Here is a 26,542-nt window from a genome sequence, read left to right as displayed (position 1 = left end):
CGCTCAACCGGGCACCCGGGTCAGCAGGCGGGGGCGCCGAATTGGGCGATGTAGTGCCAGACCCGCTTCAGCGCCTGCTCGTCGTGGCGGCCGGTACGCGAGGCGTCGCCGATGACGGCCGGGTCCAGCTGCCCGTCGCGGGCCAGCGTGACACCCAGCGCCACGAACTCCGGTCCGCGGAAGTCGGGGTGGCGGCGCAGCTCGTCCACGGAGAGCCGGTAGCCGGGGTGCCATTCGAGCGCGCAGGGCAGCTGACGGGCGGCCTGCTCGACCTCGGTGCCCCGGTAGCACGGGTCCAGCACCAGCGCCTCCACGTGCCGGTCGAACCGGACCGGGCCGTGCACCTGGGCCTCGATGTAGTCGTCCAGCCGGCCCCTGGTGTCGGCGGCGGCCAGCTCCACCAGCGGCATCGCCGTGGCGACCCCGAAGTCCGAGGGCTCGGTGAAGCTGTCCGGGTAGCAGAAGGTGGACCGCCCGACCGGCTCCACGCCGAGCCGGAAGTGCGCGGAGCCGAACCGGGGCGCCGCACCCACCAGCTGGCGCCGGAAGTTCAGCGCCCCGTAGACCGGGCGCTCGTGCGCCGGCGCCTCGTCGTAGGCGCCGCCGAAGATCCGCTGCTCCCAGCGCCAGCGGTCGCCACCCGGGTGGGCGGTCAGTCCGCCGTTGCTGGTCCCCGTGACGAACTGTGAGCGGTACACCCCGTCGGCCGCCATCGCCGCCAGGATCGGTCGGCCGTTCACCAGCCGGTCGGGGTGGAAGTTCAGCGTGACCCGCAGCTCCGAGTCGACCGGCGCTCCGCAGGAGGCTGCCGCGACATGGCGGATGGCGCGAAGTCGGGGCGGGTCCTCCAGGTCGATGTTCACCCGGGAGAGTCTGCCGCATGTCGATCAACGAGGGAATCGCGTTTTTCGAGCCGGGAGGGATGACGCCGGGCGGCCGGCGTTGACCGGGGGTCTCCTTCTGGTCACCCGAATCGTTGGGCTCGTGTGAACCAGAACCAACTCCCCGCCGTACCCTCCCGGCCACGCCCGTCCGTCCTGCTGCCCGCCGTGCTCACCGGCCTCGGCTGCGCTGTCGTGCTGACCCTGTCGGGCTGTGCCGGCCAGTCGGCCCAGCGGCTCGGCGGCCCGCCGGCCCCGGGAAGCAGCTCCGGCGATCGCCCCGGCTCCTCGGCGACGGCGAGCGCCGGGTCACTGACGCCGGTTCATCCCTCCAGCGGGCCGAACGGGCTGCGCGGCCTGACGGAGCACACGGTGGTGAGCACGCCCGGCGCGGATCCGTCGGCCGCCTCCGACGGCCGGAACGCGGCTCCGGGGTCGGCGCCGGACGGCGGGGCGGGCTCATCGGCCGCCGGCACCGGTCGGCACGGTGGACCGGCGGGACGCGGTCGCCCGGGCGGCACCGCTCGGCCCGCACCCGCGCCGGCGCCGGATCCGGCCGGCCATCCGCCGGCGGCCGCGTCGGGCGACCACCCGGGCTCGGGGCCGGCTCCCGGTGCGTCGCCGGACGGTTCCGGAGTCTGCGCGCTGGCGGAGAACTACGGGCAGTGGCCCGCCGATTCCGACCAGGCGCGGATCTGCCGTGGCGTCTACGGCGGCTGACCGGGGCCGGCGGGGGCCGAGCCGCTGACGGAGGGTTAACCTCGGTTTGGCTCAACCCGACTGGCCCCGAGTCGTCCTGACTCGTCCTGACCCGCCCTGACCCGCCCTGGAGGAATCATGATCGCCGCGTTCAGCGTGACCCCGCTCGGCATCGGTGAGGACGTCGCCGAGGCGGTCGCCGCCGCCGTCCGGGTCGTCCGGGCCAGCGGTCTGCCCAACCAGACCGACGCCATGTTCACTTCGATCGAGGGCGAGTGGGACGAGGTGATGGCGGTGATCAAGGAGGCGGTGGCAGCGGTGAAGCCGTTCGCCAACCGGGTCAGCACCGTCATCAAGATCGATGACCGGACCGGCGTCACGGACGGGCTGACCCGGAAGATGGCGTCGCTCGAGCGTCACCTGGCCGACTGACTGCCGCGCGGTTCGGCGGGCGGCCCTCAGCCGGCCACGGGACCCAGGCCGAAGAGCCGGGCGGCATTGTGGTGGCAGACCGCGCGCAGCCAGGCGTCGCCGAGGTCGAGACCGGCCAGCGAGTCGAGCGCGTGGCGGTACGGGTACGGGATGTTCGGGTAATCGGTGCCGAGCAGGATCCGGTCCTGCAGGTCGAGCAGGCGCGGGCGCAGCTCGACCGGGAACGGCGCCAGCTCCTCGGTGAAGTCGGTGAACGCCATCGTGGTGTCCAGGTACACCCGCGGGCGGGCGCTCGCGAGGTCGAGGAACTCCGCGTAGTCCGGCAGCCCGAGGTGCGCCACGATCAGCGGGAGCGTCGGGTGACGCGCCAGCACCTCGCCGATCGGTCCCGGGCCGGTGTGCTTGCCGGGCGCGGGTCCCGAGCCGCAGTGGGTGACCACCGGGATGCCCCGCTCGGCGAGCAACCCCCAGACGCCGTCCAGCAGCGGATCGGTCGGATCGTAACCGCCCACCTGCAGATGTGCCTTGAAGACCCGGGCGCCGGCCTCGATCGCCTCGGTGACATAACGCCGGGCCTGCGGCTCGGGGAAGAAGGTCGCGGTGTGCAGGCAGTCCGGGGTCCGCGCGGCGAAGTCGGCCGCCCAGCCGTTGAGCCACTCGGCCATGCCCGCCTTGTGCGGGTAGAGCATCGCGGTGAACGCCCGCACGCCGAAGCCGCGCAGGACGGCCAGCCGCTCGGCCTCGTCCTCGCGGTACGTGATGCCCCACTCCCGGCCGATCAGCGGTCCGGCCGCGTCGAAGTAGGCCCAGACCTTGGCGAGCACGTTCTCCGGCATGAAGTGGGTGTGGACGTCGATCAGGCCGGGTAGTCCCAGTCGCTGCCAGAACGCGACGACGTGCTCGGTCTCGGCCTCCTTACCGAGCTTGCCGACCGCACGCCCGTGGTCCGCGGTCATTCGACGCCACCTTCGGTGCTCTCGTGGGTGATCACCGCCCCAACCTACCCGTCGGTACCGGGAGGCGGACGGCTCGGCCGGTCCTTCTGTTGAAAGTTGTCCGGAATCGACAAAAGATCGGCGGCAAAGTCGAGCGCGGACGACATCGGTAACGGCTCAACCTCCTTGCCAGAGTTGGCTCAAGCGATGGGGATCGCCCCAGGTGGAGCGACTCGGTACGCTGTACGCTAGTGGAGGGGAAACAAATGATGAATCCGATGACGGCCAGTCAGGCGACTGTGCTGGTGACCGGCCTGGGAGCGACCACCCCGCTGGGCGGCGACGTCGACTCGACCTGGGCGGCACTGCTGGCCGGGGAGTCCGGCGTGGGCTCGCTCGACGATGACTGGGCGACCGAGCTGCCGGTGCGAATCGCGGCACGACTGCGGGTCGAACCCTCCCAGGTGCTCGACCGGGTGGCGGTCCGCCGGCTGGACCGCGCCCAGCAGGTCGCCCTGATCGCCGCCCGCGAGGCCTGGGCGCACGCCGGTCGGCCCGAGGTCGACCCCGACCGGCTGGCGGTGGTCATCGGCACCGGCAACGCCGGCCTGATGACCGCCCTCGGGCAGGACCAGACCCTGCGGGCCTCCGGCATCCGTCAGGTCTCGCCGCACACCATCCCGATGATGATGCCCAACGGTCCCGCGGCCTGCGTCAGCATCGAACTCGGCGCCCAGGGCGGGGCCCACACGCCGGTCAGCGCCTGCGCGTCCGGCGCCGAGGCGATCTCGATGGGCCTGGACCTGATCCGACTGGGCCGAGCGGACGTGGTGATCGCCGGCGGCACCGACGCCTGCGTCCATCCGCTGCCGATCGCCGGATTCGCCCAGGCCAAGGCCCACTCGACCCGCAACCAGGCACCGCAGGAGGCCTCGCGTCCGTTCGACACCCAGCGCGACGGATTCGTCTTCGGCGAGGGTGCGGCACTGGTCGTCCTGGAGCGCGCCGACTTCGCCACGGCCCGCGGTGCCCGGGCGCACGCCGTGCTCGCGGGGGCGGGCGTCAACTCCGACGCCTATCACATCACCGCGGGCAACTCGGACGGCCAGATCCGGGCGATCCGACTGGCCCTGGCCTCAGCCGGCCTGACCCCGACGCAGATCGACCTGGTGCACGCGCACGCGACCTCGACCGAGCTGGGCGACCTGACCGAGGCGCAGTCCATCACGGAGGCGATCGGCACGCATCCCGTCGTCACCGCGAGCAAGTCGATGACGGGTCACCTGTTCGGCGCGGCCGGGGCGCTGGGAGCCATGGTGGCCATCCTGGCGCTGCGGGACGCCGTGGTGCCCGCGACCCTGAACCTCACGGAGCTGGATCCGCGGGTGAAACTCGACGTGGTGGCGGGGGCGGCGCGGCGCGGGGAGTACGGCGCGGCGCTGAGCAACGCGTTCGGCTTCGGTGGGCACAACGTCTCGCTGGTGTTCACCAGGAGCGGACCGCGGCGCTCGGCTCACTCGGTCTGAGCCGAGATCATGGGACCTCGCCGGGCCGGGTCGCGCCGCTGATCGCTCATCGGGGCCGGGGGCGGGTCAGCGCCAGCGGCGGCTCCATGGCGGCGGGGTGTCCATGATCTCCGGGTTCGCCATGAAGAACAGCAGGTGACCGCAGCCCCGGCAGGCCAGCGCCTCCACGGTGCTCTTGCGCGCGAACACCTTGCCCGGCACGAAGACCTTGACCAGCAGCCGCCCGGGCCGGTCCGTGTGCGGGTCCACCTCCACCGCGCGCAGCTCGCCCGCGCAGAGCGGGCAGGCCGCAGGCGCGCGGTAGGTCGATCCGTCCGACGGCCAGTCGTCCTCCGCGCCCGCGCCCGCACCCCTGCCGGCGTCCGGATTCCGCACGCTCCACCCCCTGGTCGATTCCCGCCGACCCGTACCGCGGTCGGCCTTGGTGGTGCAGGGTAGCCCGGGGACGTTCGAACGGCGCCGGGTGGGTCAGCCGCTCCCCGTCAGTTCCTCCGCGAGCAGGTCCATCAGCAGCCCGTCGTGCCAGCTGCCGTCCGCGCCCCGCTCGTAGCGGCGCATCACGCCCACCGGCCGGAAGCCGACCTTGGCGTAGCAGCGGATCGCGGCGGCGTTGTCGGCCGCCGGGTCGATCACCAGCCGGTGGTGCCCCAGCGCGCCGACCAGGTGACGGGCCAGCGTCCGCACGGCGTCGGCGCCCAGTCCCCGGCCGTGCAGCGCGGGGTCGAGGTAGATGTCGATGCTCGCGTGCCGGTACTCCGGCTCGGTCTCCTCGGACCACTGGATCGCCCCGACCACCGCGCCGTGCCGGACGATGGCCAGCGAGTGGCTGTCCGGCTCGGCGAAGTCCTCGGCGATCGCCGCCGCCAGGTCCGGGCCGCCGCGCCAGCGCCGGTACACCTCGGGTGTACGGCGGATCTCGGCCAGCTCCGGGATGTCGGCGGCGGTGACCGGGCGCAGCAGCACCCGGGCGCCGTACAGGGTCGGATCGAGGACCGGGTGGGCGCCGGGCCGGTCGGGCGGCTCGGCCGGCCCGGATGGATCGGACGAGTCGGACGGTTCGGATGGTTCGGTTGATCGAGACGGCTCGGACATGTTCTGACGCTCCCTCAGCCGGCTACCGGCACCCGCCGGTCGCTCTGGTACCAGCAGGTCCATCCAACGGCAACCCCGGCCACTCGGCGCGTCGACCGGCGACCGGCGACCGGCGACCGGCGACCTCAAGCGTCAGGCAGCGAGCGGCACGTTCTCGATCGCGTGCTGATGGGCGACGTCGAGCGCCTCATCGACGGGCACGGCAAGGTCCGGGGCTATCCCCACCCCTTCCCAGTCTCCGCCGGTGACCGGGTTGATCGACCGGGCGTAGGGCACGGTGACGCTGATGTGTTCGGTGAGCGGGTAGTACCCGGTCGGGTGGGCGCCGCCCCGGGTGGTCTCGCCGACAAGTGTGGCCCGGCCGCGGACTTTGAGGTTGTAGGCGAGGTCCTCGGCCCCGGAGAAGGTGACGGGTCCGGTGAGGACGTACACGGGGCGGTCGAGGTAGCGGGCGCCGGGTACGTAGGGCAGGGTCCAGAACTGCTGGGTGTGGCCGGTGGTGCGCCGGTAGACATCGGTCAGGTGCACGCCCTCGCCTTCCGGGAAGAAGTAGCTGCACCAGTAGGCCATGCCGTAGGTCGAACCGCCGCGGTTGCCCCGCAGGTCCAGGATGAGCGCCTTGGTGTTGGCGACGAGCGTCATCGCCGCGGAGATCATCATCGCCGCGTCGGCGGGCTCGGCGACGAGGGTGGTGTCGATGTACCCGATGTCACCCTTGAGCCGCTCCACCCGGCGGATGCCCTGGTTCTCCGAGCGGGCGAGCTCGGCGAAGAAGTCCTCGTCCTCCTCCGCACCGTCGAGCTCCTGGGGTTCCTCGCTCCACAGCAGGCGCAGGTGCTTGTCGCTGGTGACCTGCTGGAGGTCCGTGGTCAGCGCCTCGCAGAGTTGCTCCCCCCGCAGCGCTTCGTACAGTCCCGTGGCCAGTCGCTCCCGCACGAAGCTCGCGGCCTGAACTGCCTTGTCCTCGTCGATGTATTCAGCGGTGAGGCGGGTGAGCGCGGCCTCGATGATCTCAGAGTTAGTCATACGCATGGCGCATGATCGTACTTTCATTGCGGCGGTGAGGATATGCCGATCGGTGCGGCGGACTGGCGCCTACCCTGGAGAGGCGGGGCCACCCACCTGGGCAGAGGAGTCTGCGGTGACCGACCAACCGAACCGTCCGGACTATCCGGCGATCACCACCGAGGTCGACCACGTCGAGCCGGTGCCACGCCGGATCCGCGCCGTACTGGCGGGCGAGACCGTCCTCGACACCACCCGGGCCCGCTACGTCTGGGAGGTGCCCTTCTACCCGCAGTACTACATCCCGCTGGCCGACGTCCGCGCCGACCTGCTGGTGCCGGGCGACGGCACCGAGCAGAGCTCGCGCGGGGCGGTCGAGCGGTACGGGCTGCGCGTGGGTGACACGCACCGGCCGGGCGCCGTCAGCGTGCTGCGGGAGTCACCGATCGCCGGGCTCGGCGACACCGCGCGCTTCGACTGGGGCGCCCTGGACGCCTGGTACGAGGAGGACGAACAGGTCTTCGTCCACCCCCGCAACCCGTACGTACGGGTGGACGCACTGCGCTCGACCCGCACGGTCCGGGTCGAGCGCGACGGCACGGTGCTCGCCGAGTCCTCCTCGCCGGTCCTGGTCTTCGAAACCGGCCTGCCGACCCGGTTCTACCTCAACCGCACCGAGGTCGACTTCAGCCGGCTGGTCCCCAGCGACACCGTCACCGCCTGCCCCTACAAGGGCACCACCACCGGCTACTGGTCGGCCCGGATCGGCGAGCGGCTCCACCCGGACCTCGCCTGGTGCTACGACTTCCCCACCCACCAACTCACGCCCATCGCCGGCCTGGTCGCCTTCTACAACGAGCGCGTCGACCTCTTCCTCGACGGCCGCAAGCTCGAACGCCCCAAGCGCCCCACCGCCCGCGCCGGCGACTGACACCTGCGAGTACCGCGACGTGCCGCTGCCGGAAACCCCGGCAGCGGCGGCGAGCAGGGGCCCGGCGCGTCAGCTCCACAGCCGCCGGGTGCGGCGGTGGGGGTCGTGGGCAGTCTGGTTGTCGACACCGTCGAAGACCTTCACGGAGCGGGTGGCGGTCTCGAAGGGGGCCCAGCCGGGGTTGCCGTGGGTGGCGAAGTCGACCCAGGCGCGGTGCATGGCGTCCGCCAGGTGCTGGGGCGGTCTCGGGCCGGCGAGGGGGAACCCGCCGGCCAGGGTGTCGAAGACGAAGGGGAGTTCCAGGGCGTGGCAGGCGCCGACGTCGGCGACCGGGCTGCGCCAGGCGAACTCGTAGAGGTGCGTGGCCCGTTGGCCGGCCGAGGCATGCTGCTCGGCCTGGCGGACGACCGGGATGCGGTAGAAGCCGTCGGTGACCACGGCGCAGAGCGCGTCGCCGAGCGTCAGTTGCGGGTCGGCTCGGCGGTAGGCGGCGAGCAGCGCGGGGTCGATGCCGAAGCCGGTCAACACCCGGGCGGCGAGCGGTTCGGTGGCCTTGGCGGCCATGCCGGTGGGGATCAGGAAGAGGCGCATCTCCTCGGTGGTGTAGCCGGTGAGCAGGTCGACGTCCGCGCCGGCTCCGGCTCCGGCTCCGGCTCCGGCTCCGGCTGCCAGGGATTCCAGGGGGCGGCGGGTGATCAGGTCGCCGTCGATCACCGGGGTGAGGAGGGTGCCGGTGGCGGCGGTGGTGCTGCCCCGGGCCGGCGCGGGCAGACTCGCTGCCGAGGTCAACGGGGACCGCCACCGAACCGGTGACGGTCTCCTGCTGGTCTCTCGACGGGCGCGGCGCTGCCGGGATCCTGGGTACCGCAGGAGTCCCGTGCCGCGAGGCGGCGTTGTGCCTGCGGGGTTCAGCCGTCCAGCCGTTCAGCCGTCCAGCCGGCGCTTGCTGAGCCAGTCGACCATGGCCGGGTCGTGGTGGTCGAAGAACACGGTGGCGCCGGTGTCCAGGGTGGCGATCGTCGCCAGCTGGTCGTCGGTGAGTTCGAAGTCGAAGACGTCGATGTTCTCCGCCATGCGCTCGGGGCGTACGGACTTGGGGATCGTGACCACGTCGCGCTGGATGAGCCAGCGCAGCACGACCTGGGCCACGGACTTGCCGTGCTGCTTGGCGATGTCGCTCAGGACGGGGTGGGTGAAGAGGTTGTTCCTGCCTTCGGCGAAGCCGCCCCACGCCTGGATCTGGACTCCGTGCTCGCGCATGAGTTCCTGGTCCGTGGTGCGCTGGAAGAACGGGTGGGCCTCGATCTGGTTGACCGCGGGCGTGACGTCGTTGTTGAGGATCAGGTCGAGGAGGCGGTCGGGGTAGAAGTTGGCGACGCCGATCGCCTTGGCCAGGCCCTCGCGGTACAGGCCCTCCGTGGCGCGCCACTGGCCGTAGACGTCGCCGTAGGGCTGGTGGATCAGGTACAGGTCGAGGTGGTCCAGGCCGAGCTTGCCCAGCGACTTCTCGAAGGCGCGCCGGGTGTTGGGCTCGGCGGGCGCGTCCTGGACCCAGAGCTTGGTGGTGACGAACAGTTCGTCGCGCGGGATGCCGCTGCTCCTGATCGCGCGGCCGACGGCTTCCTCGTTGCCGTAGGCGGCCGCGGTGTCCAGCAGCCGGTAGCCGGCGGCCAGGGCGTCGGCGACGGCCCGCTCGGTCTGCTCCGGCGGGATCTGGTAGACGCCGAAGCCGAGGATCGGCATGCGGGTGCCGGTGTTGAGGGTGACGGTCTGCATCGGGTACTCCTTTCGGGCTGGTGGTCCGGTGGGGGTCAGCGCTCCATCATTCGCATCTGGGCCTCGGTGTGGGTGTCGCCGGCGGCCGGGGGGAGGCTGCTGAGCTTGGCGAGCTGCTCGTCGGTGAGCTGGACGGCGTCCGCTGCGGCGTTCTCCTCGACGCGGGCCACCCGCCGGGTGCCGGGGATGGGCGCGATGTCCTCGCCCTGGGCCAGCAGCCAGGCGAGTGCGACCTGGGCCGGGGTGGCACCGAGCTGGGCGGCGATGGCGGCGACCTCGTCGGCCAGGCGCAGGTTGTGCTGGAAGTTCTCCTCGGCGAACCGGGGGTTGCCGGCCCGGAAGTCGGTGGGATCGAACTGGTCGGTGGAGCGGATCGTGCCGGTCAGGAAGCCCCGGCCCAGCGGCGAGAAGGGCACGAAGCCGATGTTCAGCTCACGCAGCACCGGCAGCACGCGGGCCTCGGGGTCGCGGGTGAACAGCGAGTACTCGGACTGCACGGCGGTGACCGGGTGGACGGCATGGGCGCGGCGGATGGTGTCGGGTCCAGCCTCCGAGAGGCCGATGTGCCCGATCTTGCCCTGGGCGACCAGGTCGGACAGTGCCCCGACGGTCTCCTCGATCGGGGTGCCGGGGTCGACGCGGTGCTGGTAGTACAGGTCGATGTGGTCGGTGCCCAGTCGCTTGAGGGAGCCCTCGACGGCGGCGCGGATGCTGGCGGGGCTGCTGTCCGTGGCCTCCTGGCGGCCGGTGTGGGAGATCAGCCCGAACTTGGTCGCGAGCACGGCCTGGTCCCGGCGGCCCTTCAGCGCGCGGCCGACGAGTTCCTCGTTGAGGTAGGGGCCGTAGACCTCGGCGGTGTCGATGAGGGTGACGCCCAGCTCGAGGGCGCGGTGGATGGTGCGGATGGACTGGGCGTCGTCGGTTCCGGCGCCGGTGTAGCCGTGGGACATGCCCATCGCGCCCAGGCCGATCCGGGAGACGTCCAGGTCGCGCAGCTTGATGTGCTTCACAGTTGGTTCCGTTCGTTCGGGGTCTGCTGGGCGGGTCGTATCGAGGATGGCCCCTGGGGGGTGGTCCTGGTGCGATGCGCGCCGAGCGAGCGGCAGTTGCCCGCTTCCCCGACCCTGCCCCGTACCCGGGCCGCACGGCAGGCTACGAGGAGAACGCTGACGACCACCGACAGCCGGGTCGGGCCGACGAGCCGTAAGCAGCCGCCGCAGGTCCTTTGAGGCTGCCGCCCGGCGGGTGTGCGATAGGTTGCCCGTCATGCCCGAACTCGGACTTCTCCCCTGGCCGCCGGCCCCGATCAGGACCGAGCGGCTCGTGCTCCGTGAGCCCGAGGCCCGGGACCGTGCGGCGATCATCGAGCTATTCACCTCGCCAGAGGTGGGCACCTACATAGGCGGCCCTCGACCGCGTGACGAGTTCGAACGCGCGTTGCCCGAGACGCCCGAGCGGCGCCCCGGCCTCTTCGTGGTCGAGCTCGACGGAGCGATGATCGGCACCATCGAGCTCAACCGGCGCGCCGCGGAGCATCGCGGCCAGGTCCGTCCGGATGCCAGGGAGGCCGAGCTCGGCTACCTGTTCCTGCCGCAGGCGTGGGGACGCGGGTACGCCGCCGAGGCGTGCGCGGCGGCGCTCGGCTGGTTCGCCGAGGCGGTTCCCGGCGAGCCGGTGGTGCTCACCACCCAGACCGCCAACGACCGCTCGATGCGCCTGGCGGCGAAGCTGGGGTTCACCGAGGTGCGGCGGTTCGAGGAGTGGGGCGCCGAGCAGTGGCTGGGTGTGTGGTCCGCGGTCACGGTGTCCGGCTGAGCTCAGGCTCGGCGGCGCGGACCCGCCCCGGGGTGGGCGCGCCCATCCGCCTCACACCGCTGCGCCGGGCTGCTTCCTGCGGCTGTGGATGAAGGCGGTGGCCAGGACGCCGATCAGCACCAGAACGGCGTTCACCAGCACGGCCAGGCTGACGCCGTCGAGCACGTGGTGTGCGGTGGTCAGGCCGCCGGTCTGGGTGGCGACGATCGAGCTCATGATCGGTGTGCCCATGGTGATGCCGATCTGCTGGGTCATGGTGGCCAGTCCGGTGGCCATGCCCTGCTCCTGGTCGGGCAGACCGGAGGTGGCGGTGACCATGAAACCGACGATGACGAACATGTTGCCGATTCCACCGAGGAACGTGGCCGGGAGCAGCAGCCACAGGAAGGAGTGGCTCTCACCCAGGCCGAGCAGCGAGGCCGTGGCGGCGGCCTGCAGCAGGCCGCCGATGACCAACGTGCTGCGGGTGCCGGTACGAGCGATCACCTTGGCCGCGGTCGAGCCGCCGATCACCGTACCCAGGCCGAGGACGCCGAACGACAGCCCGGCGGCGAGCGCGGAGAAGCCGAGGACGTCCTGCAGGTAGAGGGTCATCAGGAAGACCAGGGAGGTCTCGGTGAGGAAGGCGATCAGACCGGCCGTGTTGCCCCAGATGACCGTGCGACGCTTGAGGACAGCCACCGGCACCAGCGGTGCGGCGGCGCGCCGCTCGACGAAGTAGAAGGCCACCAGCAGAACGATGCCCAGCACCAGGGTGAGCAGCGCGGTCGGGTCGCCCCAGGTGCGCTGTCCGGCCCGGGTCAGGCCGAAGACCAGCGAGAGCAAGCCGAGGGTGACCGCGACGGCGCCGGGCAGGTCGAGCTTGGGACGGGTCTGCGGGCGGCTCTCCTTGATGACGCTCGGGGCGATCAGCAGCACGCCGAGGGCCACCGGGACGTTGATGAAGAAGGCCCAGCGCCAGGAGAGCAGGTCGGTGAGCACGCCGCCGAGGATGGCGCCGGTGGTGAAGCCGGCCGACATCAGAGCGCCGTTGAGGCCGAGCGCCTTGTCGCGCAGCGGCCCCTCGGGGAATGAGGTGGTCAGCAGGGACAGCCCCGCCGGCGTAACGGCGGCGGTGGCCAGGCCCTGGGCGACGCGGGCGATGATCAGGATCGTCGGGCTGGTGGCGAGGCCACCGGCCAGTGAGGCGGCTCCGAGCAAGGCCAGGCCGGTGAGGAACAGCCTGCGGCGCCCGAAGAGGTCGGCGACCCGGCCGAACAGCAGCGTGAAACCGGCCGCGGACAGGGCGAAGGCGGTCCCGATCCACTGGAGGTTGCCCAGGGAGAAGCCCAGGCCGTTGCCGATCACCGGCAGCGCCACGTTCAGGATGGAGAAGTCCACCGCCAGCATGAACTGGGCGACCAGCAGGACGATCAGCACCAGCAGCAGTCGCCCGGACAGTTCGGCGGAATCCCCGGCCGGGTGAGCGGGAGCGTCGAGCCGCTCCCGTACGTTCAGATCGTCAACCGCGGACATGGCAAGAACCCTTCGTCGTCGTCTCTGGTACGAGGACGAGCCTGCGCCGGGTTGCCGCGGCTACCCAGACCCCTGCGAAAGGTAGTCGGCCGTTGGCTGCGACTGCCGAAAGTAGCACTCGCAGGGGTACCTTGAGCCCGGCTCAGGGCACGGCCGGCGGGCACACTGGTGCCATGGACACACCGACCGCACTGGGAGAGTTCCTGCGCACCCGACGGGCTCAACTGCGTCCGGAGGACGTGGGCCTGAGCCCCGGCGTCAACCGCCGCCGGGTCCCCGGGCTGCGCCGCGAGGAACTGGCGATACTGGCCGGCGTCAGCGTGACCTACTACACGAGGCTCGAACAGGGGCAGAGCGCCAACGCTTCGGACGCAGTCCTCGACGCCGTCGCCCGGGCCCTGCGGCTCAGCCCGGACGAGCACGCGCACCTGCGCAACCTCGCCCGGCCGGGGCGGGCCAAGCGGGCGCCGGCCCTCCGCCCGGAGCGGGCCCGCGCCGCCACCCGGCACCTGATCAACGCGATGACGCACGTGCCGGCCGTGGTACTCGGCCGGAGCAACGACGTGCTGGCCTGGAACCCGCTGGGCCACGCCCTGCTGGCCGGCCATCTCGCCCCGAACAGCCCGGACCACGCCGCGGAACGCCCCAACCTGACTCGACTTCTCTTCCTGGACCCGCACACCCGCGAGCTGTACACCCAGTGGGACGAGGAGGCCCGGGTGGCCCTCGCCGCCCTGCGACTGGTGGTCGGGCGCCACCCCGAGGACCAGCGACTGGCCCAGCTGGTCGGCCAGTTGGCCATCCAGAGCCCGACGTTCGCGGCACTGTGGTCACGCCATCCGGTCCGCAACTGCACCGTGGGCACCAAGTCGTTCCACCACCCGCTGGTCGGCGCGATGGAACTCTCCTTCGAGAGCATGCAGTTCTCCGATGACAGCGGCCATCGGACACTCATGTACAGCGCGGAACCCGGTACCGCCTCGGCCGCCGCCCTCGAACTTCTCGCCGACACCGTCGCCGCCGCCCGCACCCCATCCCACCCGGCCGTCCCGGCTCAGTAGCGGACACCCGCCCCGTGCTCCGGGCCGCCGCCGGCCGCGGACGGCTCGCGAGCGTACAGCGAGACGGTCCGCCGGCTTCGGACCAGGGTGAAACCCTGCTCGGTGAGCGCCTCGGCCATCACGGGTCGGACGTAGACGACGCGGATGGTCCGGGGGTGCTTCCGCTGCGAGGCCACGATATTCGTCACGAAACGGCGGAAGGTCGGGCCGGTAAAGGGGTTGAAGAGGTGGAAGACCGTGAGGTCCGGGGGAATGTCCCAGTGGTCGACATCGGAATGCACCAGCGTGATCGGACTGCGCGCCGGGCGCATCTCGGCGACATTGTTCCGGGCGATTCTGTCGAGCTCCGCCGACAGCTCCACTCCGACGATCCGGCGAAACCCGTAATGGCGTGCCGCCGCGACCACGACCCGTCCCTTGCCGGAACCCACGTCGGCGAAGGTATCCGTCGGGAGGATCTCGGATGGTGGCAGGATTCGCAGTAACTGCCAGGTTTCCGAGGGCGCGTAGGAGTTGTGGTCACCCCGGTGCAGGGACTCCGCGGCCCAGCTGGTGGTGTCCACCCGGTGCCGGATGTCGAAATACCTTCCGTAAAGGTGGCGGCGGAGCCTGCGTAACGACTGATTGAGGTCCATAGAACGTCATCTCGCTTCCGCTGGACTGATCCATGCAACGGAGGCCATGACCGAGGCGGCGATTGCCGGGTCGGGCAGGGCCGCCGACCGGATTTGTACACGGAAAAACTAGCATTCTGACGAGTTCCCCTCAAGCAATCGCTGTCCTTCGAAGGAAACCGACGGGCACGCTCGTACTGCGGCCGCAATCCGCGGTGCCCGCCGGCCCACGCCTACCGCAGGGTGAGGAAGCCCTCCCGCACCAGCGTCCTGACCAGGGCGAGGCGGCCCGCCTCGTCCGGGCCGCCGGGCAGGTCGGCCGCGGTGAACCACGAGCCGTCCTTCCCGGTCAGGTAGCGGACCTCCTCGGCGGTGTCGGCCGGCAGCTCGACGCTCTTGTCGTGGAACCGCAGCACCACCGCCCCGCCGTCGGTGGTCAGCCGCCAGCACAGCTCGGGACGGCGCCGGACCCGGGTGCCGGTGTCCAGCCGGGCGAGGTCCTCGAGGTCGGTGAGGTGGTGGCGCAGCACGGGCGCGCTGATCGAGACCACCCGTTCCGCCGACCGCGCGGCCAGCGCCTGGGGCGACAGCCGGGCGCGCAGTGCGTCGAGCAGGTCCGCGGCGGTGTGCGCCACCTGGTCGCGCAGCGCCGGGTCGTCGGCGAAGCCGATCGGCAGCGACCTGCGGAACCGGACGTCCTCGGCGAACACCTCCTCGACGGCGTCACCGATCACCTGTGCCCAGATGACCGGCCGGATGCCGATGGTGATGTGGGCCGACGCCGTGTCGTTCGAACTGGCGGAGTGGATGGTCCCGCGCGGCAGGTAGAGCAGGTCGCCGGCGCGCAGGTCGAACTCCTGGTCCGGCTCCGCGGCGGCCTTCGACTTGTCGTAGCGCTGCTCCGGCAGCGGCAGTTCGTGCCGGGCGCGCGCCAGCCGCCACCGCTTGGTGCCGTGGATCTGCGCCACGAAGACGTCGTGCTTGTCGTAGTGCGGGGTGAAGCCCCGCGCTCCGGCGGGGGTGAGGTAGACGTTCATCCGGACCAGCGCGCCCAGCTCGCCCCCGAGCGCGTGGGCCAGCCGGCGCAGCGGCTCCCAGCGTTCGTGCGCGCCGTTGAGGACCACGGTCGAGCCCGTGCGGTAGCGCTCGTACAGCGCCTCCAGCGCGTGGGTGGGCGCGTTGCGGCCGGGCCGCTTGGCGACGAGGTCCTCGATGGAGGTCCCCTTCCCGTCCAGCACCACGCGGACGTTGTCGAGCTTCTGCCCCGCCATGGAGATCATCCGGTCGATGCCGTCCAGGGTGAGGAGGTCGGCGTAGTGGTCCGGGTCGTCGCGGTGGACGACCAGCGGTTGCCGCTCCCAGTACTCCTGTTGGAACTCCTGCGGGGAGACGGGGTGGACGAGCGCCGGCAGGACGGTCATGGGCGGGGTTCCCTTCACTGGTGGAGAGCGGGTTGCAGCCGGGCCGCGCAGGCGGCCACGATGGCCGGGACGATGCCGCCGCACCACTCGCGCAGCGAGACGTTGGGGTTGACCTCGCAGACCACGAAGCCGCCGTCGGGCTGGTGGAGCAGGTCGACGCCGGCGACGGGCAGGCCCACGGCGGCGGCCGCGCGGACGGCCAGCGCCTCGGCCTGCGAATGCTCGCCGAGGCAGAGTCGGGGGGTGCCGCCGAGCGAGATGTTGGCCTTCAACCCGCCGTCCGCGCAGGCGCGTTCGAAGGCCGCGACGGGCACCCCGTCGACCACCACCACCCGCAGGTCACGGCCTCGGGAGAACTCCAGGTACTCCTGGAAGAGGTACGGGGAGTCCTCGCTGAGGGCACCGTGGATGTCGGTCAGCATCGCCGCGTCGGTGGCCAGGAACACCTCCTTCCCGCGATTGCCGCGCACCGCCTTCACCACGCACGGCTCCGGCACCCCCGCCGCGATGACCTGGGCCAGCGGAGCGTCCACGTAGCTGTGACTGTCGAGCACCGGCACACCGGCCAGGGCGAGTTGCTGCAACTGCCAGAACTTGTTGACCCCCGCCAGCACCGCCTCCACCGGGTTCAGCAGCACCGCGCCCATGGCCCGCAGATGCCGCAGCAGCGTCAGCTCGCGGTCGGCGCCGAGCCGTGGCGTCGACATCCGGGCGTAGACGACCCGTGGCGCGGCCAGCGGCCGACCGTGCAGATCCGCCAGCGTCAGCCGCCCGCCGCGCACTCCGAGCAGCAGCTCGGACGAGCGCAGCACCGCGCACCGCGGACCGAAGGCGCCCTCGAACGCGTCGGCCAACTCGGCCGCCCCCGGGTTGCGGTCCCGGTCGTACCCCGAGCAGAACAGCAGCCAGACCTCGGGGGCGGGGGTGTCGGGTCGGGCGGCGGGCGAGTCGGCGGTGGGGGCCATGACGGGGGTTCTCCTCGGGTGTGGGTACTCAGTTCTCGCCGTCGGCGAGCAGGTGCGTGAGCAGGGCGTGGGGCACGTCGCCCGTGATCGGCCGGGTGCGCTCACCGACCGCTCCCGGCCGCCCGGGGCCGGCCATCAGCACCAGCAGGTCGGCCGGGAGCGCCGCGGCGAGAGCGCCGGCCGCGGCCTGGGTGGCGACGGTGTACACCGCCCCGTCCGCACCGCGGGCCAGCGCGGAGACGACGGGGACGCGGCCGTCGTCGAGCATGGTCCGCAGGATCCCCGGGTCGACGTCCACGATGTCGCCGGCGAGGCCGAGACCGGCCGGCGAGGCCGGGGTCTCGGACGCCGGGGCCGGCGAGGCCGGGGCGGGCCGCTCCACCGCCGTCATGGTGTGCGCGTCCTCCCCGGTCAGGCCGACCGCGAACGGACCGTAGGCGTTGATCGACCGGACGAGCTCGCGCTGCACCTGCCCGGTCAGGACCATCCGGACCACCCCGGTGAGCTCACCGGCGGGCGGCCGGGCGCCGCCGAGCCGGTCGAGGTGGGCGGCGACCTGCGGGTCGCCGCCGTGCACGACCACCACGCGGACGCCGAGGTAGCGCAGCAGGGCGACGTCCTGGGCGAAGGCCTGCTGCAACGGCGCGTCCACGGCGGCGCGGCCGCCGAGCGCCACCACCAGGCAGCGGCCGTGCAGCCGGGCCAGCGCGGGCAGCGCCTCGACCAGCGCTGACACCTGGGCGGCGGTGGACCGCGTCCGCAGCTCCGGCTCTCCCGTGTCGATCACCACCGTGCCGTCAACTCCCTTCCGTGGTCCGCGCTCGCCCGTTCAGCCCGCGACGCGCTGGTGGAGGACGCCCTCGCTCCAGATCCGGTCGATCCGGCCCCACGCCATCGCCGACGCCACGTCGGGGAAGAACCCGGAGCCGTTGAGGTTGGCGCTGGTGTTGCAGAGCACCGGGATGCCGCTCAGCCGGTGGTAGGCCGTCAACACCTGTGCCAGGAAGGCGTCGTCGGCGGCGGCGACGGTCTGCAGCCGGGCCGTGCCGTCCAGGTGGACGACGGCGGGTATCCGGTCCAGCCACTGCGGCCGGACCGCGTGGTCGAAGAGCATGTACGGGTCCGGGGTGCCCGGGTCGAAGATCTGCGGGGCCTCCTCGACCAGGCAGATGGGCGCGACCGGACGGTAGGAGGCCCGGTCCTTGATCTCGTTGAGCAGGTCCTTCATCGCGGCCGACGTCGGTGCGGCGAGGATGCTGCGGCCGCCCAGGGCGCGCGGGCCGAGTTCGGCCCGTCCGTCCAGCACGACCACCGGCTCACCGGTCCGGTGCAGCACCTCGGCCAACTCCTCGGGGCCGCACGGCGTCGAGGTCCAGCCGGCCGGCAGGTCGGTGGCGGGCAGCAGCGCCGGGCCCAGCCGGGCGTGCCAGGAGAGCGCGCGCGGACCGGTGTGCCGGACCATGCCCAGCGCGGCGGCGCCGATGGCGGAACCCGAGTCGTTGGGGAACGGCGGGACCCACATGGCCCGGACGTTCGGCAGCGCGCGCAGGGCGCTGTTCCACTTGATGTTGAGCGCGCAGCCGCCGGCGAAGGAGAGGTTCCAGGAGCCCTCGCCGTTCCGCTCCGCCATCCGCTCCGTCACGCGCTCCGCCAGCAGCTCCTGGAGGAACTGGTGGACGCTGGCCAGCACGTCCTCGTCGCTGACGCCGGTCGGCTCCAAACGCTCCCGCGCGGTCCGGAAGAAGCGGTGCAGCGGCGGCATGGACGGCTCGAAGAGGCTGCCGTAGCCGCGCACCTCGCGGCGGTAGGTGACCGCCGGCTCGGCGTCGCTCTCGAAGAGCTCCTCGAAGGTCGCGCGCAGCACGGCGACGACCGACTCGCGCACCCGGCCCAGCGCGATGTAGGCCATCAGCTTCCCGGCCACCGAGAGGTCGTCCACGTTGGCGGACTGGGTGGCCCGGCGGAACGGGCCGAAGTGGTGGGCGGCGGTGGCGTAGGTGTGCCCGATGAGCGGGAAGAGCGGTCCCAGGTTGCTCACGCCCGCTGCCGGGTCGCACCAGTAGAGCATCGGGAACATGCCGCCGTCCCAGATCAGGACGAAGGAGGGCTCGCCGCGTTCGGCGAAGGGGCTGGAGCAGTAGGTGCTCATCACATGGCCGGCCGCGTGCGAGTAGCTGGTGTACGTCAGGGGCCGGCCGTCGATGGTGAAGTCGCCGGCGAAGCCGGGGCGGGCCAGCTCGGGGAAGGCCTCGGACTCCCGGTAGGGGCCGACGGCCAGCTCGACGGCCCGGCCCTGGTCCGAGGTCTCGACGTGGCCGCCCTTGTCGCCGTCCCAGCCGTCGATCACCCACTGGTCGACGTCCGCCAGCTGGTAGCCGAACGAGGCGAGCAGCCCGGGGACCACACCGAGGTCGGGGACCGCGCTGTAACGCGGGGCGTTCCCGATCTTCTCCATCTCGACGCTGAAGACGAGGCGGTCGTCGTCGATCAGCGCCACGGCACCGTCGTGGGTGAGCTTGAGCCCACAGATGATCATGTATCCATTCCGTTTCTGAGCAGGCGAACGGTCAACGGCGGGGCGCGCCGCGGGTCCTGGCGGCGGCGCTGCCGAGGTGGCGCGGGCGGACGGGGGGATCGGTGCGCGCTTGCGGGGGAGGCCGGGCGGCCGGCCGGCGGGCCCCCGGTGCGCTCCCCGGCGCCGGCTCGAGTGCGCGGCGGTAGACCGTCGAACCCCGGCCCGGGTGCAGGGCGGGGAGCAGCGCGACGGGAATCCGGGCGCGCCGCACGGCGCTGAACCCGCGCTGGAGGAACCAGGCGCCGCTGTGCCGGGAGACCGCGAACAGGTCGCGGCAGCCGAGACCGGGAGCGATCCGGGCGGCGCCCTCGACCAGGCGCCCGCCGATGCCCGCGCCCTGCGCCGCCGCGCTGACGCAGAGGTTGAAGACCAGCAGTCCGGTGTCCCGCACGGCCATCCCGACGCAGCCCAGGACGGTCTCGCCGGCCACCGCCAGCTGGAACTCGTCGATGGCGGCGGCGATCTGCGCGGGGGTCCGGGCGATCAGCAGGTCGTCGGCGGCGAACGGGGCGGAGAGTGCCACGATGGCCGCCGCGTCCGCCGCCCGGGCCGGGCGCAGCCGGATGTCCTCGGGCTGCGCCCGGCCGGACCGGTGCGGGCCGGCCTCCTCGGGGGGTGGCCAGGGCGGCGATGAGGCCGGCGGGTTCGCGCTGGGCATCGGCACGGGCAGGCGCATCAGGGACGGGTCCGCGCGAGGCCGAGCCCGAAGGGCTGATCGGTGGGCATGATCTCGATCAGGTTGACGTTCACGTGCGGTGGACGGGACAGGCACCAGGCCACCGCCTGCGCGACGTCGTCGGCGCCCAGCGGGGTGATCCCGTCGTACAGCTGATCCGCGCGTGCCGCGTCCTGCTCGTAGCGCACCAGGGCGAACTCGGTCCTGGCCATGCCGGGGGCGACGCAGCTGACCCGGACCCCGGTGCCCGCCAGGTCGGCGCGCATGTTCAGGCTCAGCTGGTGCACGAAGGCCTTGGTGGCGGCGTAGACGTTGCCGCCCAGGTAGGGGTAGTGGGCCGCGATGGAGCCGACGTTGACGATGTGCCCGGCGCCGCGCCGCACCAGCCCGGGCAGCAGCAGGCCGATCAGGTTGAGCACACCGGTGACGTTGGTGTCGATCATCTCCTGCCAGAGCCGCGGGTCGCCGTCCTGGAGCGGCCCGAAGCCCTTGGACAGGCCGGCGTTGTTCACCAGGGCGCGGATGTCCGCGTACTCCTGCGGGATCTTCTCGAAGGCCCGCTTCAGCTCGTCGGGGTTGCGCACATCGGCGACCACCGGGACGACCCGGGCGCCGGTGGCGCTGTCGGCCAACTCGTCGAGCCGGTCGGGCCGGCGCGCCACGGCTATCACCGGATGCCCCTGCTCGGCCAGGAGTTGGGCGGTCCGGAAGCCGAACCCCGACGAAGCCCCGGTCACGACGACGGAACCGCGATCGTCCTGGGTCATTGCCTCACCTCTCTACGTTGACGTGCTGCCGGGCGGTATCGGGCGCCTACTGCGGGTCGTAACTCATCAGGAGCATGTCGCGGTAGCCGTTGCCCGCCCGCGGGTCCGCCAGGGCGACCGGCTCCACGCCGTGCCGGATCCGCGCGTCCTCGCCGTAGAGGGAGTCGAGCCGGTCGGTGAACACCTTGCTGGTGATCGGCGCCCCGGTCTCGTCGCACACCTGGGTTCCGCCGCCGGTGACGTTGTGCCGGGTCACCATGTGCAGGCTGATGAAGGTGTAGCCGTCGCGGTGCACGCCCTCGGGGGTCGGGCGGCCCAACTCGCCCTCGCGGGCCACGATCCGCACGGTGTGCAGCTGGACCAGCCAGCGGTTCACGTCCTTCGGCGGCAGCTGGTCGACCCCGAAGGCGATCAGGCCGGCCAGGAACGGGCTGTACCGCAGCGACTCGTCGACTTCCTCGTACTTGCGCGGGGCGCCGCCGGCGAAGGGGTTGTTCTCGACCGTCTGGAAGTAGCCGCCGTTCTCGGTGACGGTCAGGCTGCCGCTGTCGCGTTCGTAGGTGTAGCAGGTGTAGCGGCGGTAGCGGTACCGGCTGCCGTCGGGCATGTACGGGTCCAGCGGGAGGTCGTGGAAGGAGTCCGCGAGCTGCTGGAGCGAGTCCCGGGCGGCCGGCGGGACCAGCAGGTCCGCGCCCGGGATCAGCGAGAAGCCCTGGCGCTCGATGTCGCCGGTGACGTCCACCGCGGTGGACAGGATGGTGTCGTTCTGGACGCGCATGATTCCTCTTCGTGACGGTTCCGACGTGGTGTCGACCTGTTCTGACGTAGCGTCAGCTGTTCAGCTGCCGGGCCCGGGAGAGCGCGTTGGTGCGGTCCTCCCAGTGGGTGTTCCGCTCCCACCACTCCTCGACCTCACGCAGCTCGGCCCTGACGTCGGGCCCCGAGAGGGTGAAGGTCAGCAGGGCGATGCTGGGACCGAGACTGCGGGCCCCCTGGTAGCGGCGGCCGACCTCCCCGCTGGCCGTGTAGCTGAGGGCGCCGGGCAGCGGGCACTCCCCCGGGATGGCGCGCAGCACGCCCCGGGCGGGCGGGAACCGGGCGTACCCCTGGAGCGGCCCGAGCGGGGGGTAGTCGGTGCGGGCCGTGCCGCGGCCGGCCTGGCCCAGCAGGCTGGCACCGTGCAGGTTGACGCCGTACACGGCCTCGTGGGTGTCCACCATCGCGGACCCGCCGGCCCGGCAGGCCGCCTCGCAGAGCACCAGCCGGTCGTCGGGCGTGTGGAAGAACTCGGTCTGGAAGGCGCAGACACCGGGCACCGGGGGCAGCGCGGCGAGGACCCGGGCCGCGTTCGCGTGCAGCCGGTCCGTCAGCGGGTGTCCGCCGGGCAGCATGGCGCTCATGCCGGGGGCGTCGAACTGGACCGAGAACCAGTCCGAGTAGGGGTTCAGGCAGGGCTGGCCGAAGACGATCCGGCCCTCTGCCATCAGGCCGTTCACCTGGTAGAAGTCGCCGTCGATCCAGGCCTCGGCGAGCCGGGGCGCACGGGGGCGGCCCGGGTCCCAGTCCCGCAGGAACTCCGCCAGCTCCACTGGCCCGTCCAGCACCCGCAGCCCGGCCGAACCGCCCCGGTCCAGCGGCTTGACCACCACGGGGAAGCCGACCTCGGCGGCGAAGTCGCGCAGCTCGGCGGCGCTGTCGACCAGGCGCATCGGCGCCACCTCGATCCCGGCCTCGGCGAGCCGCGACTTCATCACGAACTTGTCGCGGAAGGCGGTGGCGGTCGCCAGGTCCTGGCCGGGCAGGCCGAAGCGGTGGCGCAGCCGGGCCGCGCGCAGCACGCCCCGCTCGCCGGTGGAGAGCACCCGCTCGACGCCGAACCGGCGGCAGAGGTCGGCCAGTTCGTGCTCCGTGCGGGGGTCGTCGAAGTCCTCCATGACCTGCAGATGGCGGAAGTGGCTCGCGGGGTCGGGCAGCGGGGAGGCGTCCAGCGCCTCGCGGGTGGTCACCACGACGAGTTCGTCGCGGGCGTCCGGGAACCACTGGGGCAGCCGGTGGACGATCTCCTTGGAATTGAGCAGCAGGAACCTGCTGGCGCCGCGGTCGGTCACTGGCCCTCCCTTCCCGGGCGGGCGTCCGGCCGGGGGCCGAAGACCGCGCAGCGGAGCTCGCCCACGTAGCCCTCGCCCGCCTCGCGCAGCCATTCCTGTCCGGGGGCGGGCAGCATCTCGGTGACGGTGACCGGTTCGGTCACCTGCCGGGCCAGCCGGAACAGTTGGCGCACCAGCAGCGGAGCGTCCCAGTCGACGTAGATCGGCTTGGGCTGGCCGGGCACCCGGGCGAAGACGTGCCGCGGCAGCTGGTACTCGGCGCGCAGGGCCTGCGCGGTGACGTATTCGAGCGCCGGGTCGGGGGCGCTCGCGGCCCCGTGCCAGCGCCGCGCGGGGATCCGCCACAGCTCGCGCATCAGCACCGCGCGCCCGCTGCGGATCCGCGGGAGGTGGTCGATCCCGTCCGCGGCGAGCATGGTCCCGCCGGACCGGCGCGGGAAGGAGAACGGGACCAGCGGGTCCTCGGCGAGGCTGAGCGCGCTGGCGGGCGGGGAGGTCAGCCGCAGCCGTCCGGACCGGCCCAGGGCGCGCAGTTCCGGGCGCCCGTCGCGCAACACCACGTAGAGGTCGGCGGGTTGGAGCACTTGCCCGGGCGGCTTGGGCGAGCGGTCCCGGACCTCCAGGTCCAGGCAGGGCAGCAGCAGCCGGACGGCCCGCTGGTTGCGGGTCAGGTCGACCAGGATCTCGTCCTCGTCGAGCAGGCTCAGCAGGCCCTCGTGCACCGCCGGGACCACCTCGGGCGCGCACTCCTCGATGAGTCCGGCGTACGGGGTCTGGGTGAGCAGTTCGCGCACGGCGTGGAAGTCGCCCGTCACCGCCAGGAAGTCGCCGTTGGCCATCGCCTGCGGGCCGGCGGCGGCGAACTGCACGTCGGGGTTGAGCAGCGCGGCGGGGGCGGTCGGCAGCCCGCGCAGCAACTGCCGCATCCGCTCGGGCGGGACGACGACCTCGTGGGCGCCCGGGTCGCCGTCCGCGAGCAGGTCGCGCAGCAGCTGCGCGTCCAGCGCGGCGATCCGCCGGTCCACCTGGGCGCAGGCGGCGGCCAGTTGGTCCTGGTCCTCGGCGAAGGCGCGGTAGAGGCGGTCCAGTGGGACCGCGACGTCGGCGCCGAAGCGGCGGCGCAGCCAGTCGGCGAGGATCCCGGTCTCCTCGGTGACCCGGCGGCGCGGCCCGGCCAGGGCGAAGGCGTAGACGTCGGCAAACTCACCGGTGAGGAAGTCGGCGATGTTCCGACCGACCGTCAGCTCGCGTATGCCGCTCAGGACATGGGCGCGGAAGATGGTGCGGTCGGCGTAGTACTGGCCGTTCAGCCGGTCGGCGGAGGACTGGGTGAGCTCCTCGAAGCCGTGCCGTACCGAGCTCAGTGCCTCGGCGCGCTCGGCGGTGTCGGTGACGGCGGCGAAGCGGCGGATGCCCCGGCCCAGGTCGGCGATCCGCTCCCACAGGTCGGCGGCCTCCCCCGCGGGGGCGCCGGCCAGTTGGTGCAGCAGGGCGGCCAGTGGCGCGCGGTCGCCGGCCGGGACCTCGAACTCGGTGAGCAGGCAGCCGGCTTCGGTCAGCCGGGCCAGCGCGGCCTCGCAGCAGCCGACCGGGTCCTGGTCGGTGGGCCACTGCGCGCGCCAGGCGGCCCGCAGTTCGCCGATGGTGCGGTCGCCGTCGCAGCGCTGCCACAACCAGGCGTCCGGCTCGGACAGCTCGATCTCGCGCATCGCGCCGGCCTGCCACAGCTCGATCCGGCCGTCCGGCTGCGGGAAGGCCCACGGGTGCCGGCGGGGGCGGATCAGCGGGCGCAACTGCGGCTGGGCTGCGGCGAGTTCGGCCAGCCGGGAGACCGACCAGTGGTTGAGCCAGGATCGGGCGTCGCGCGGGTGACCGCCGGACCAGCCGACGCCCGCCCCGTCCGCCAGGCGGCCGACGGTCAGCGGTCCGAAGTGCGCGTGCGTCTCGCACTTGGCGGCGACCCGCTGCGCGTACATGGTCAGCAGGTCCGTCCGCATCCGGGCGCGCTTGTCCAAGGTGCCGACGCCGGCGTCGAGCCAGCCGGCGAACTGCTCGTACTTGGCGCTGTTGGCGACCAGCAGCACCTGGCGCAGGTCCGCGTCCCGGGCGAACAGGTCGGCCACCACGCGCCGATGGGCGGCCAGGCGCTCCTGGTGGGCCGCGCGGTACTCCATCGTGTGCAGCGCCAGGTCGCGCACGGCCCGCTGGTAGGCCGCACCGTCGCGGCCGGTGGCGGCACCGAGCGAGGCCAGCAACTCGAGGTCCTGCTCGGTGAGTTCGCGCAGGCCGGTGAGCCGGTTGCGGACACCGTCCCGGCCGGGCAGCCGGGTACCGCTCAGCGCCTCGCGCAGCCGCGCCGCCTGCTCGCCGAGACTGCTCTGACGCTCCGTCACTTCCCTTGCTGCCAGGGCCAGGTCACCGGCCAGCAGCGGTGCGAGCAGAGAGAGGGGGAAGCCCGCCTGGCGGAGCACCACGACGGGCGCGGCCTGCCAGCGCACCGACGGCGCGGGGGCGCCGGGGTCCGCCACGGCGACGGCGGTGCGGGGCTCCGGCGGGGCTGCCGTTCCCGGTCCCGACCGTGCCGGGCCGTCGGGTAGCAGTGGTTCCATTCCTGTCTGCCTCTCTCTGCTCGCGCGGGTGGTGCCGGTCAGTCCTGACGGTCGTGGACGGTTCGCCGCACATGCTCCTCGGCCGCCCGGCCGGGGCCGCGGACGAAGCGCACCAGCGCCTCGGTGAAGGAGATGGCGTCGTCGGCGGGCTCCGGGAACGGGTAGTGGGCCTCGTCCTGGGCCGGCAGCCGCCCGGGCCGGAACACGTACTCGTTGATCACCGGGACGGAGTCGGTGAGGATCCAGCCCTCGGCGATCACGTCGCGCTGGTAGATGAACTGCCCGGTGTCCTCGGAGTGGCTCGGGTTGACGAAGGTGTAGAACGCCCCGGCCGGCCTGAGCAGTTCGGTGGCGCGGGCGAAGAACGGACGGTAGAGGCGGCGCGAGGGGTCGCACATCACGATGTCGGCGGTCTCCCGCAGGTCCTCGGGCAGCGCGACCCGGGCGTCGAACTCGCGGATCGTGACGTTCTTCGCGCCGAGCTCGGCGAAGGTCTTGCGCAGGAAGTCGACCACCGTCAGGTCGGCCTCCAGCACGGTGATGCTGCGGAAGCCGCCCACCAGGTGCAGCGCGATGCTGGTGAGGTCGGAGTCGCCGATGAAGGTGACGTCCCGGTCCAGCGCGTCGCCGCGGTAGTGCAGGTAGAGCGGGCGCAGCAGCGAGGAGCGCAGCGTGACGTGCCGCTGGTGCCAGTCCAGGTGCTCGCCGGGACGCCCGGCGGCGATCTCGTGCAGGCGCTCGAGCCACCGCGGCGCGGGGTCCAGGTCGAAGCGGGCGTGCGGGTTGAAGAGCGCGGTGGCCAGCTGGGCGGGCGTCGGCTCGGGGGCCTCGGGGACGTGGTAGCGGTCCTCGACGCGCAGGATCCGTCCGCTCTCCAGGGCGGCGCCGAGGGCGGGCAGCAGGCGCCAGTCGGCCAGTTGGCAGCGGCGCAGCAGATCCGGGATCCGGGCCGGTCCGTAGCCGCGCAGGACGTCGACCAGGGTGTCGACGTCGGCGGCGGCGACTCCCGACGGCTCGACGGCGGTGGCGGTGGCGGCGTCGGTGACGGCGGTGGCGGTGGCGGTGGCGGCGTCGGTGTCGGTGCCGGTGGTCACGGCGGGGGGATCGGTGTTCAGAGCGGGCACGGGTCCTCCGTCAGC

At 72.6% G+C, this 26,542-nt stretch carries 26 protein-coding genes; 6 read left to right on the top strand and 20 right to left on the bottom strand.

Features of this window, described 5'->3' with window-relative positions:
- Nucleotides 1-20 precede the first annotated feature (20 nt).
- Nucleotides 21-863, bottom strand: coding sequence for a DUF3626 domain-containing protein (locus OG403_RS34280; protein WP_329571373.1), 843 nt, complete (start codon nt 861-863; stop codon nt 21-23).
- A gap of 123 nt (nt 864-986) precedes the next feature.
- On the opposite strand from OG403_RS34280, the gene OG403_RS34275 reads away from it, so the two are divergent.
- Nucleotides 987-1,601: a hypothetical protein gene (locus OG403_RS34275; RefSeq protein ID WP_329571372.1), complete on the top strand. Its 615-nt coding sequence runs from the start codon at nt 987-989 to the stop codon at nt 1,599-1,601.
- 117 nt (nt 1,602-1,718) lie between these two features.
- Nucleotides 1,719-2,012 (top strand): MTH1187 family thiamine-binding protein, encoded by a 294-nt coding sequence (locus tag OG403_RS34270; protein WP_329571370.1) that lies wholly within the window; start codon nt 1,719-1,721, stop codon nt 2,010-2,012.
- Between the two features lie 26 nt (nt 2,013-2,038).
- On the opposite strand, the gene OG403_RS34265 is transcribed toward OG403_RS34270, so the two are convergent.
- On the bottom strand, nt 2,039-2,968 hold the full coding sequence (locus OG403_RS34265; protein ID WP_329571368.1) for an amidohydrolase family protein: 930 nt from the start codon (nt 2,966-2,968) through the stop codon (nt 2,039-2,041).
- Between the two features lie 257 nt (nt 2,969-3,225).
- On the opposite strand from OG403_RS34265, the gene OG403_RS34260 reads away from it, so the two are divergent.
- A complete protein-coding gene (locus OG403_RS34260; protein ID WP_329571365.1) occupies nt 3,226-4,473 on the top strand; it encodes a beta-ketoacyl-[acyl-carrier-protein] synthase family protein in 1,248 nt (415 codons plus the stop codon).
- A gap of 66 nt (nt 4,474-4,539) precedes the next feature.
- On the opposite strand, the gene OG403_RS34255 is transcribed toward OG403_RS34260, so the two are convergent.
- The 3 genes from OG403_RS34255 to OG403_RS34245 form a co-directional block, all read right to left on the bottom strand.
- On the bottom strand, nt 4,540-4,848 hold the full coding sequence (locus tag OG403_RS34255; RefSeq protein WP_329571364.1) for a hypothetical protein: 309 nt from the start codon (nt 4,846-4,848) through the stop codon (nt 4,540-4,542).
- A gap of 93 nt (nt 4,849-4,941) precedes the next feature.
- Entirely contained in the window at nt 4,942-5,565 is a 624-nt protein-coding gene (locus tag OG403_RS34250) for a GNAT family N-acetyltransferase (protein ID WP_442911027.1), read from the bottom strand.
- Between the two features lie 132 nt (nt 5,566-5,697).
- On the bottom strand, nt 5,698-6,591 hold the full coding sequence (locus tag OG403_RS34245) for a S41 family peptidase (protein ID WP_329571362.1): 894 nt from the start codon (nt 6,589-6,591) through the stop codon (nt 5,698-5,700).
- Between the two features lie 115 nt (nt 6,592-6,706).
- Here OG403_RS34245 and OG403_RS34240 point away from each other — a divergent pair, with 115 nt between their 5' ends.
- Nucleotides 6,707-7,501 carry a DUF427 domain-containing protein gene (locus tag OG403_RS34240; RefSeq protein WP_329571360.1) on the top strand — a complete coding sequence of 265 codons (795 nt, stop codon included), beginning with the start codon at nt 6,707-6,709 and terminating at the stop codon, nt 7,499-7,501.
- A 69-nt stretch (nt 7,502-7,570) separates the two neighbouring features.
- Here OG403_RS34240 and OG403_RS34235 read toward each other — a convergent pair whose 3' ends face one another.
- The 3 genes from OG403_RS34235 to OG403_RS34225 all read right to left on the bottom strand — a co-directional run bounded on the left by OG403_RS34235 (nt 7,571) and on the right by OG403_RS34225 (nt 10,287).
- Nucleotides 7,571-8,290, bottom strand: a complete 720-nt coding sequence (locus OG403_RS34235) for a carboxylesterase family protein (RefSeq protein WP_329571358.1) — start codon at nt 8,288-8,290, stop codon at nt 7,571-7,573.
- Between the two features lie 135 nt (nt 8,291-8,425).
- On the bottom strand, nt 8,426-9,277 hold the full coding sequence (locus OG403_RS34230) for an aldo/keto reductase (protein WP_329571356.1): 852 nt from the start codon (nt 9,275-9,277) through the stop codon (nt 8,426-8,428).
- Nucleotides 9,278-9,312: 35 nt separating this feature from the next.
- Nucleotides 9,313-10,287, bottom strand: a complete 975-nt coding sequence (locus OG403_RS34225; RefSeq protein ID WP_329571354.1) for an aldo/keto reductase — start codon at nt 10,285-10,287, stop codon at nt 9,313-9,315.
- Between the two features lie 256 nt (nt 10,288-10,543).
- On the opposite strand from OG403_RS34225, the gene OG403_RS34220 reads away from it, so the two are divergent.
- Nucleotides 10,544-11,092 carry a GNAT family N-acetyltransferase gene (locus tag OG403_RS34220; protein WP_329571352.1) on the top strand — a complete coding sequence of 183 codons (549 nt, stop codon included), beginning with the start codon at nt 10,544-10,546 and terminating at the stop codon, nt 11,090-11,092.
- Nucleotides 11,093-11,143: 51 nt separating this feature from the next.
- Here OG403_RS34220 and OG403_RS34215 read toward each other — a convergent pair whose 3' ends face one another.
- On the bottom strand, nt 11,144-12,607 hold the full coding sequence (locus OG403_RS34215; protein WP_329571350.1) for an MFS transporter: 1,464 nt from the start codon (nt 12,605-12,607) through the stop codon (nt 11,144-11,146).
- A 173-nt stretch (nt 12,608-12,780) separates the two neighbouring features.
- On the opposite strand from OG403_RS34215, the gene OG403_RS34210 reads away from it, so the two are divergent.
- Nucleotides 12,781-13,668, top strand: a complete 888-nt coding sequence (locus tag OG403_RS34210; protein ID WP_329571349.1) for a helix-turn-helix domain-containing protein — start codon at nt 12,781-12,783, stop codon at nt 13,666-13,668.
- Here OG403_RS34210 and OG403_RS34205 read toward each other — a convergent pair.
- The 11 genes from OG403_RS34205 to OG403_RS34155 all read right to left on the bottom strand — a co-directional run bounded on the left by OG403_RS34205 (nt 13,662) and on the right by OG403_RS34155 (nt 26,527).
- Nucleotides 13,662-14,303, bottom strand: coding sequence for a class I SAM-dependent methyltransferase (locus tag OG403_RS34205; protein ID WP_329571347.1), 642 nt, complete (start codon nt 14,301-14,303; stop codon nt 13,662-13,664). The genes OG403_RS34210 and OG403_RS34205 overlap by 7 nt on opposite strands.
- A 212-nt stretch (nt 14,304-14,515) precedes the next feature.
- Nucleotides 14,516-15,703 carry a JmjC domain-containing protein gene (locus tag OG403_RS34200; RefSeq protein ID WP_329571345.1) on the bottom strand — a complete coding sequence of 396 codons (1,188 nt, stop codon included), beginning with the start codon at nt 15,701-15,703 and terminating at the stop codon, nt 14,516-14,518.
- Nucleotides 15,704-15,717: 14 nt separating this feature from the next.
- Entirely contained in the window at nt 15,718-16,668 is a 951-nt protein-coding gene (locus OG403_RS34195) for a RimK family alpha-L-glutamate ligase (protein ID WP_329571343.1), read from the bottom strand.
- Between the two features lie 28 nt (nt 16,669-16,696).
- Nucleotides 16,697-17,458 carry an amino acid kinase family protein gene (locus OG403_RS34190; protein WP_329571341.1) on the bottom strand — a complete coding sequence of 254 codons (762 nt, stop codon included), beginning with the start codon at nt 17,456-17,458 and terminating at the stop codon, nt 16,697-16,699.
- Nucleotides 17,459-17,497: 39 nt separating this feature from the next.
- Nucleotides 17,498-19,204 (bottom strand): carbamoyltransferase N-terminal domain-containing protein, encoded by a 1,707-nt coding sequence (locus OG403_RS34185; RefSeq protein WP_329571339.1) that lies wholly within the window; start codon nt 19,202-19,204, stop codon nt 17,498-17,500.
- A gap of 31 nt (nt 19,205-19,235) precedes the next feature.
- Nucleotides 19,236-19,919, bottom strand: coding sequence for a GNAT family N-acetyltransferase (locus OG403_RS34180; RefSeq protein ID WP_329571337.1), 684 nt, complete (start codon nt 19,917-19,919; stop codon nt 19,236-19,238).
- Complete coding sequence (locus OG403_RS34175) at nt 19,919-20,686, bottom strand: SDR family NAD(P)-dependent oxidoreductase (protein ID WP_329571335.1); 768 nt, start codon at nt 20,684-20,686, stop codon at nt 19,919-19,921. The genes OG403_RS34180 and OG403_RS34175 overlap by 1 nt, the downstream gene beginning before the upstream one ends.
- Nucleotides 20,687-20,732: 46 nt before the next feature.
- Nucleotides 20,733-21,464 carry a 2OG-Fe dioxygenase family protein gene (locus OG403_RS34170; protein WP_329571333.1) on the bottom strand — a complete coding sequence of 244 codons (732 nt, stop codon included), beginning with the start codon at nt 21,462-21,464 and terminating at the stop codon, nt 20,733-20,735.
- A gap of 52 nt (nt 21,465-21,516) precedes the next feature.
- Nucleotides 21,517-22,794: an ATP-grasp domain-containing protein gene (locus OG403_RS34165; protein ID WP_329571331.1), complete on the bottom strand. Its 1,278-nt coding sequence runs from the start codon at nt 22,792-22,794 to the stop codon at nt 21,517-21,519.
- On the bottom strand, nt 22,791-25,322 hold the full coding sequence (locus OG403_RS34160; protein WP_329571329.1) for a lantibiotic dehydratase: 2,532 nt from the start codon (nt 25,320-25,322) through the stop codon (nt 22,791-22,793). Before OG403_RS34160 ends, OG403_RS34165 begins: the two co-directional genes overlap by 4 nt.
- Before the next feature lie 119 nt (nt 25,323-25,441).
- Entirely contained in the window at nt 25,442-26,527 is a 1,086-nt protein-coding gene (locus tag OG403_RS34155; RefSeq protein WP_329571327.1) for a bis-aminopropyl spermidine synthase family protein, read from the bottom strand.
- Nucleotides 26,528-26,542: the final 15 nt, after the last annotated feature.

The organism is Kitasatospora sp. NBC_01266 (genome assembly GCF_036242395.1).
Classification (GTDB): domain Bacteria; phylum Actinomycetota; class Actinomycetes; order Streptomycetales; family Streptomycetaceae; genus Kitasatospora.
The sequence above is the reverse complement of the archived record's forward strand: the minus strand, read 5'-3'. Positions and strand labels throughout refer to the sequence as shown.

Excerpts from the sequence above, each read along its gene's own strand:
- OG403_RS34170 (WP_329571333.1), bottom strand. The coding sequence starts at position 21,464 with ATGCGCGTCCAGAACGACACCATCCTGTCCACCGCGGTGGACGTCACC.
- OG403_RS34245 (WP_329571362.1), bottom strand. The coding sequence starts at position 6,591 with ATGACTAACTCTGAGATCATCGAGGCCGCGCTCACCCGCCTCACCGCT.
- OG403_RS34220 (WP_329571352.1), top strand. The coding sequence starts at position 10,544 with ATGCCCGAACTCGGACTTCTCCCCTGGCCGCCGGCCCCGATCAGGACC.
- OG403_RS34215 (WP_329571350.1), bottom strand. The coding sequence starts at position 12,607 with ATGTCCGCGGTTGACGATCTGAACGTACGGGAGCGGCTCGACGCTCCC.
- OG403_RS34180 (WP_329571337.1), bottom strand. The coding sequence starts at position 19,919 with ATGCGCCTGCCCGTGCCGATGCCCAGCGCGAACCCGCCGGCCTCATCG.
- OG403_RS34200 (WP_329571345.1), bottom strand. The coding sequence starts at position 15,703 with ATGACCGTCCTGCCGGCGCTCGTCCACCCCGTCTCCCCGCAGGAGTTC.
- OG403_RS34270 (WP_329571370.1), top strand. The coding sequence starts at position 1,719 with ATGATCGCCGCGTTCAGCGTGACCCCGCTCGGCATCGGTGAGGACGTC.
- OG403_RS34230 (WP_329571356.1), bottom strand. The coding sequence starts at position 9,277 with ATGCAGACCGTCACCCTCAACACCGGCACCCGCATGCCGATCCTCGGC.
- OG403_RS34195 (WP_329571343.1), bottom strand. The coding sequence starts at position 16,668 with ATGGCCCCCACCGCCGACTCGCCCGCCGCCCGACCCGACACCCCCGCC.
- OG403_RS34210 (WP_329571349.1), top strand. The coding sequence starts at position 12,781 with ATGGACACACCGACCGCACTGGGAGAGTTCCTGCGCACCCGACGGGCT.
- OG403_RS34250 (WP_442911027.1), bottom strand. The coding sequence starts at position 5,565 with ATGTCCGAGCCGTCTCGATCAACCGAACCATCCGAACCGTCCGACTCG.
- OG403_RS34185 (WP_329571339.1), bottom strand. The coding sequence starts at position 19,204 with ATGATCATCTGTGGGCTCAAGCTCACCCACGACGGTGCCGTGGCGCTG.
- OG403_RS34175 (WP_329571335.1), bottom strand. The coding sequence starts at position 20,686 with ATGACCCAGGACGATCGCGGTTCCGTCGTCGTGACCGGGGCTTCGTCG.
- OG403_RS34260 (WP_329571365.1), top strand. The coding sequence starts at position 3,226 with ATGACGGCCAGTCAGGCGACTGTGCTGGTGACCGGCCTGGGAGCGACC.
- OG403_RS34205 (WP_329571347.1), bottom strand. The coding sequence starts at position 14,303 with ATGGACCTCAATCAGTCGTTACGCAGGCTCCGCCGCCACCTTTACGGA.
- OG403_RS34265 (WP_329571368.1), bottom strand. The coding sequence starts at position 2,968 with ATGACCGCGGACCACGGGCGTGCGGTCGGCAAGCTCGGTAAGGAGGCC.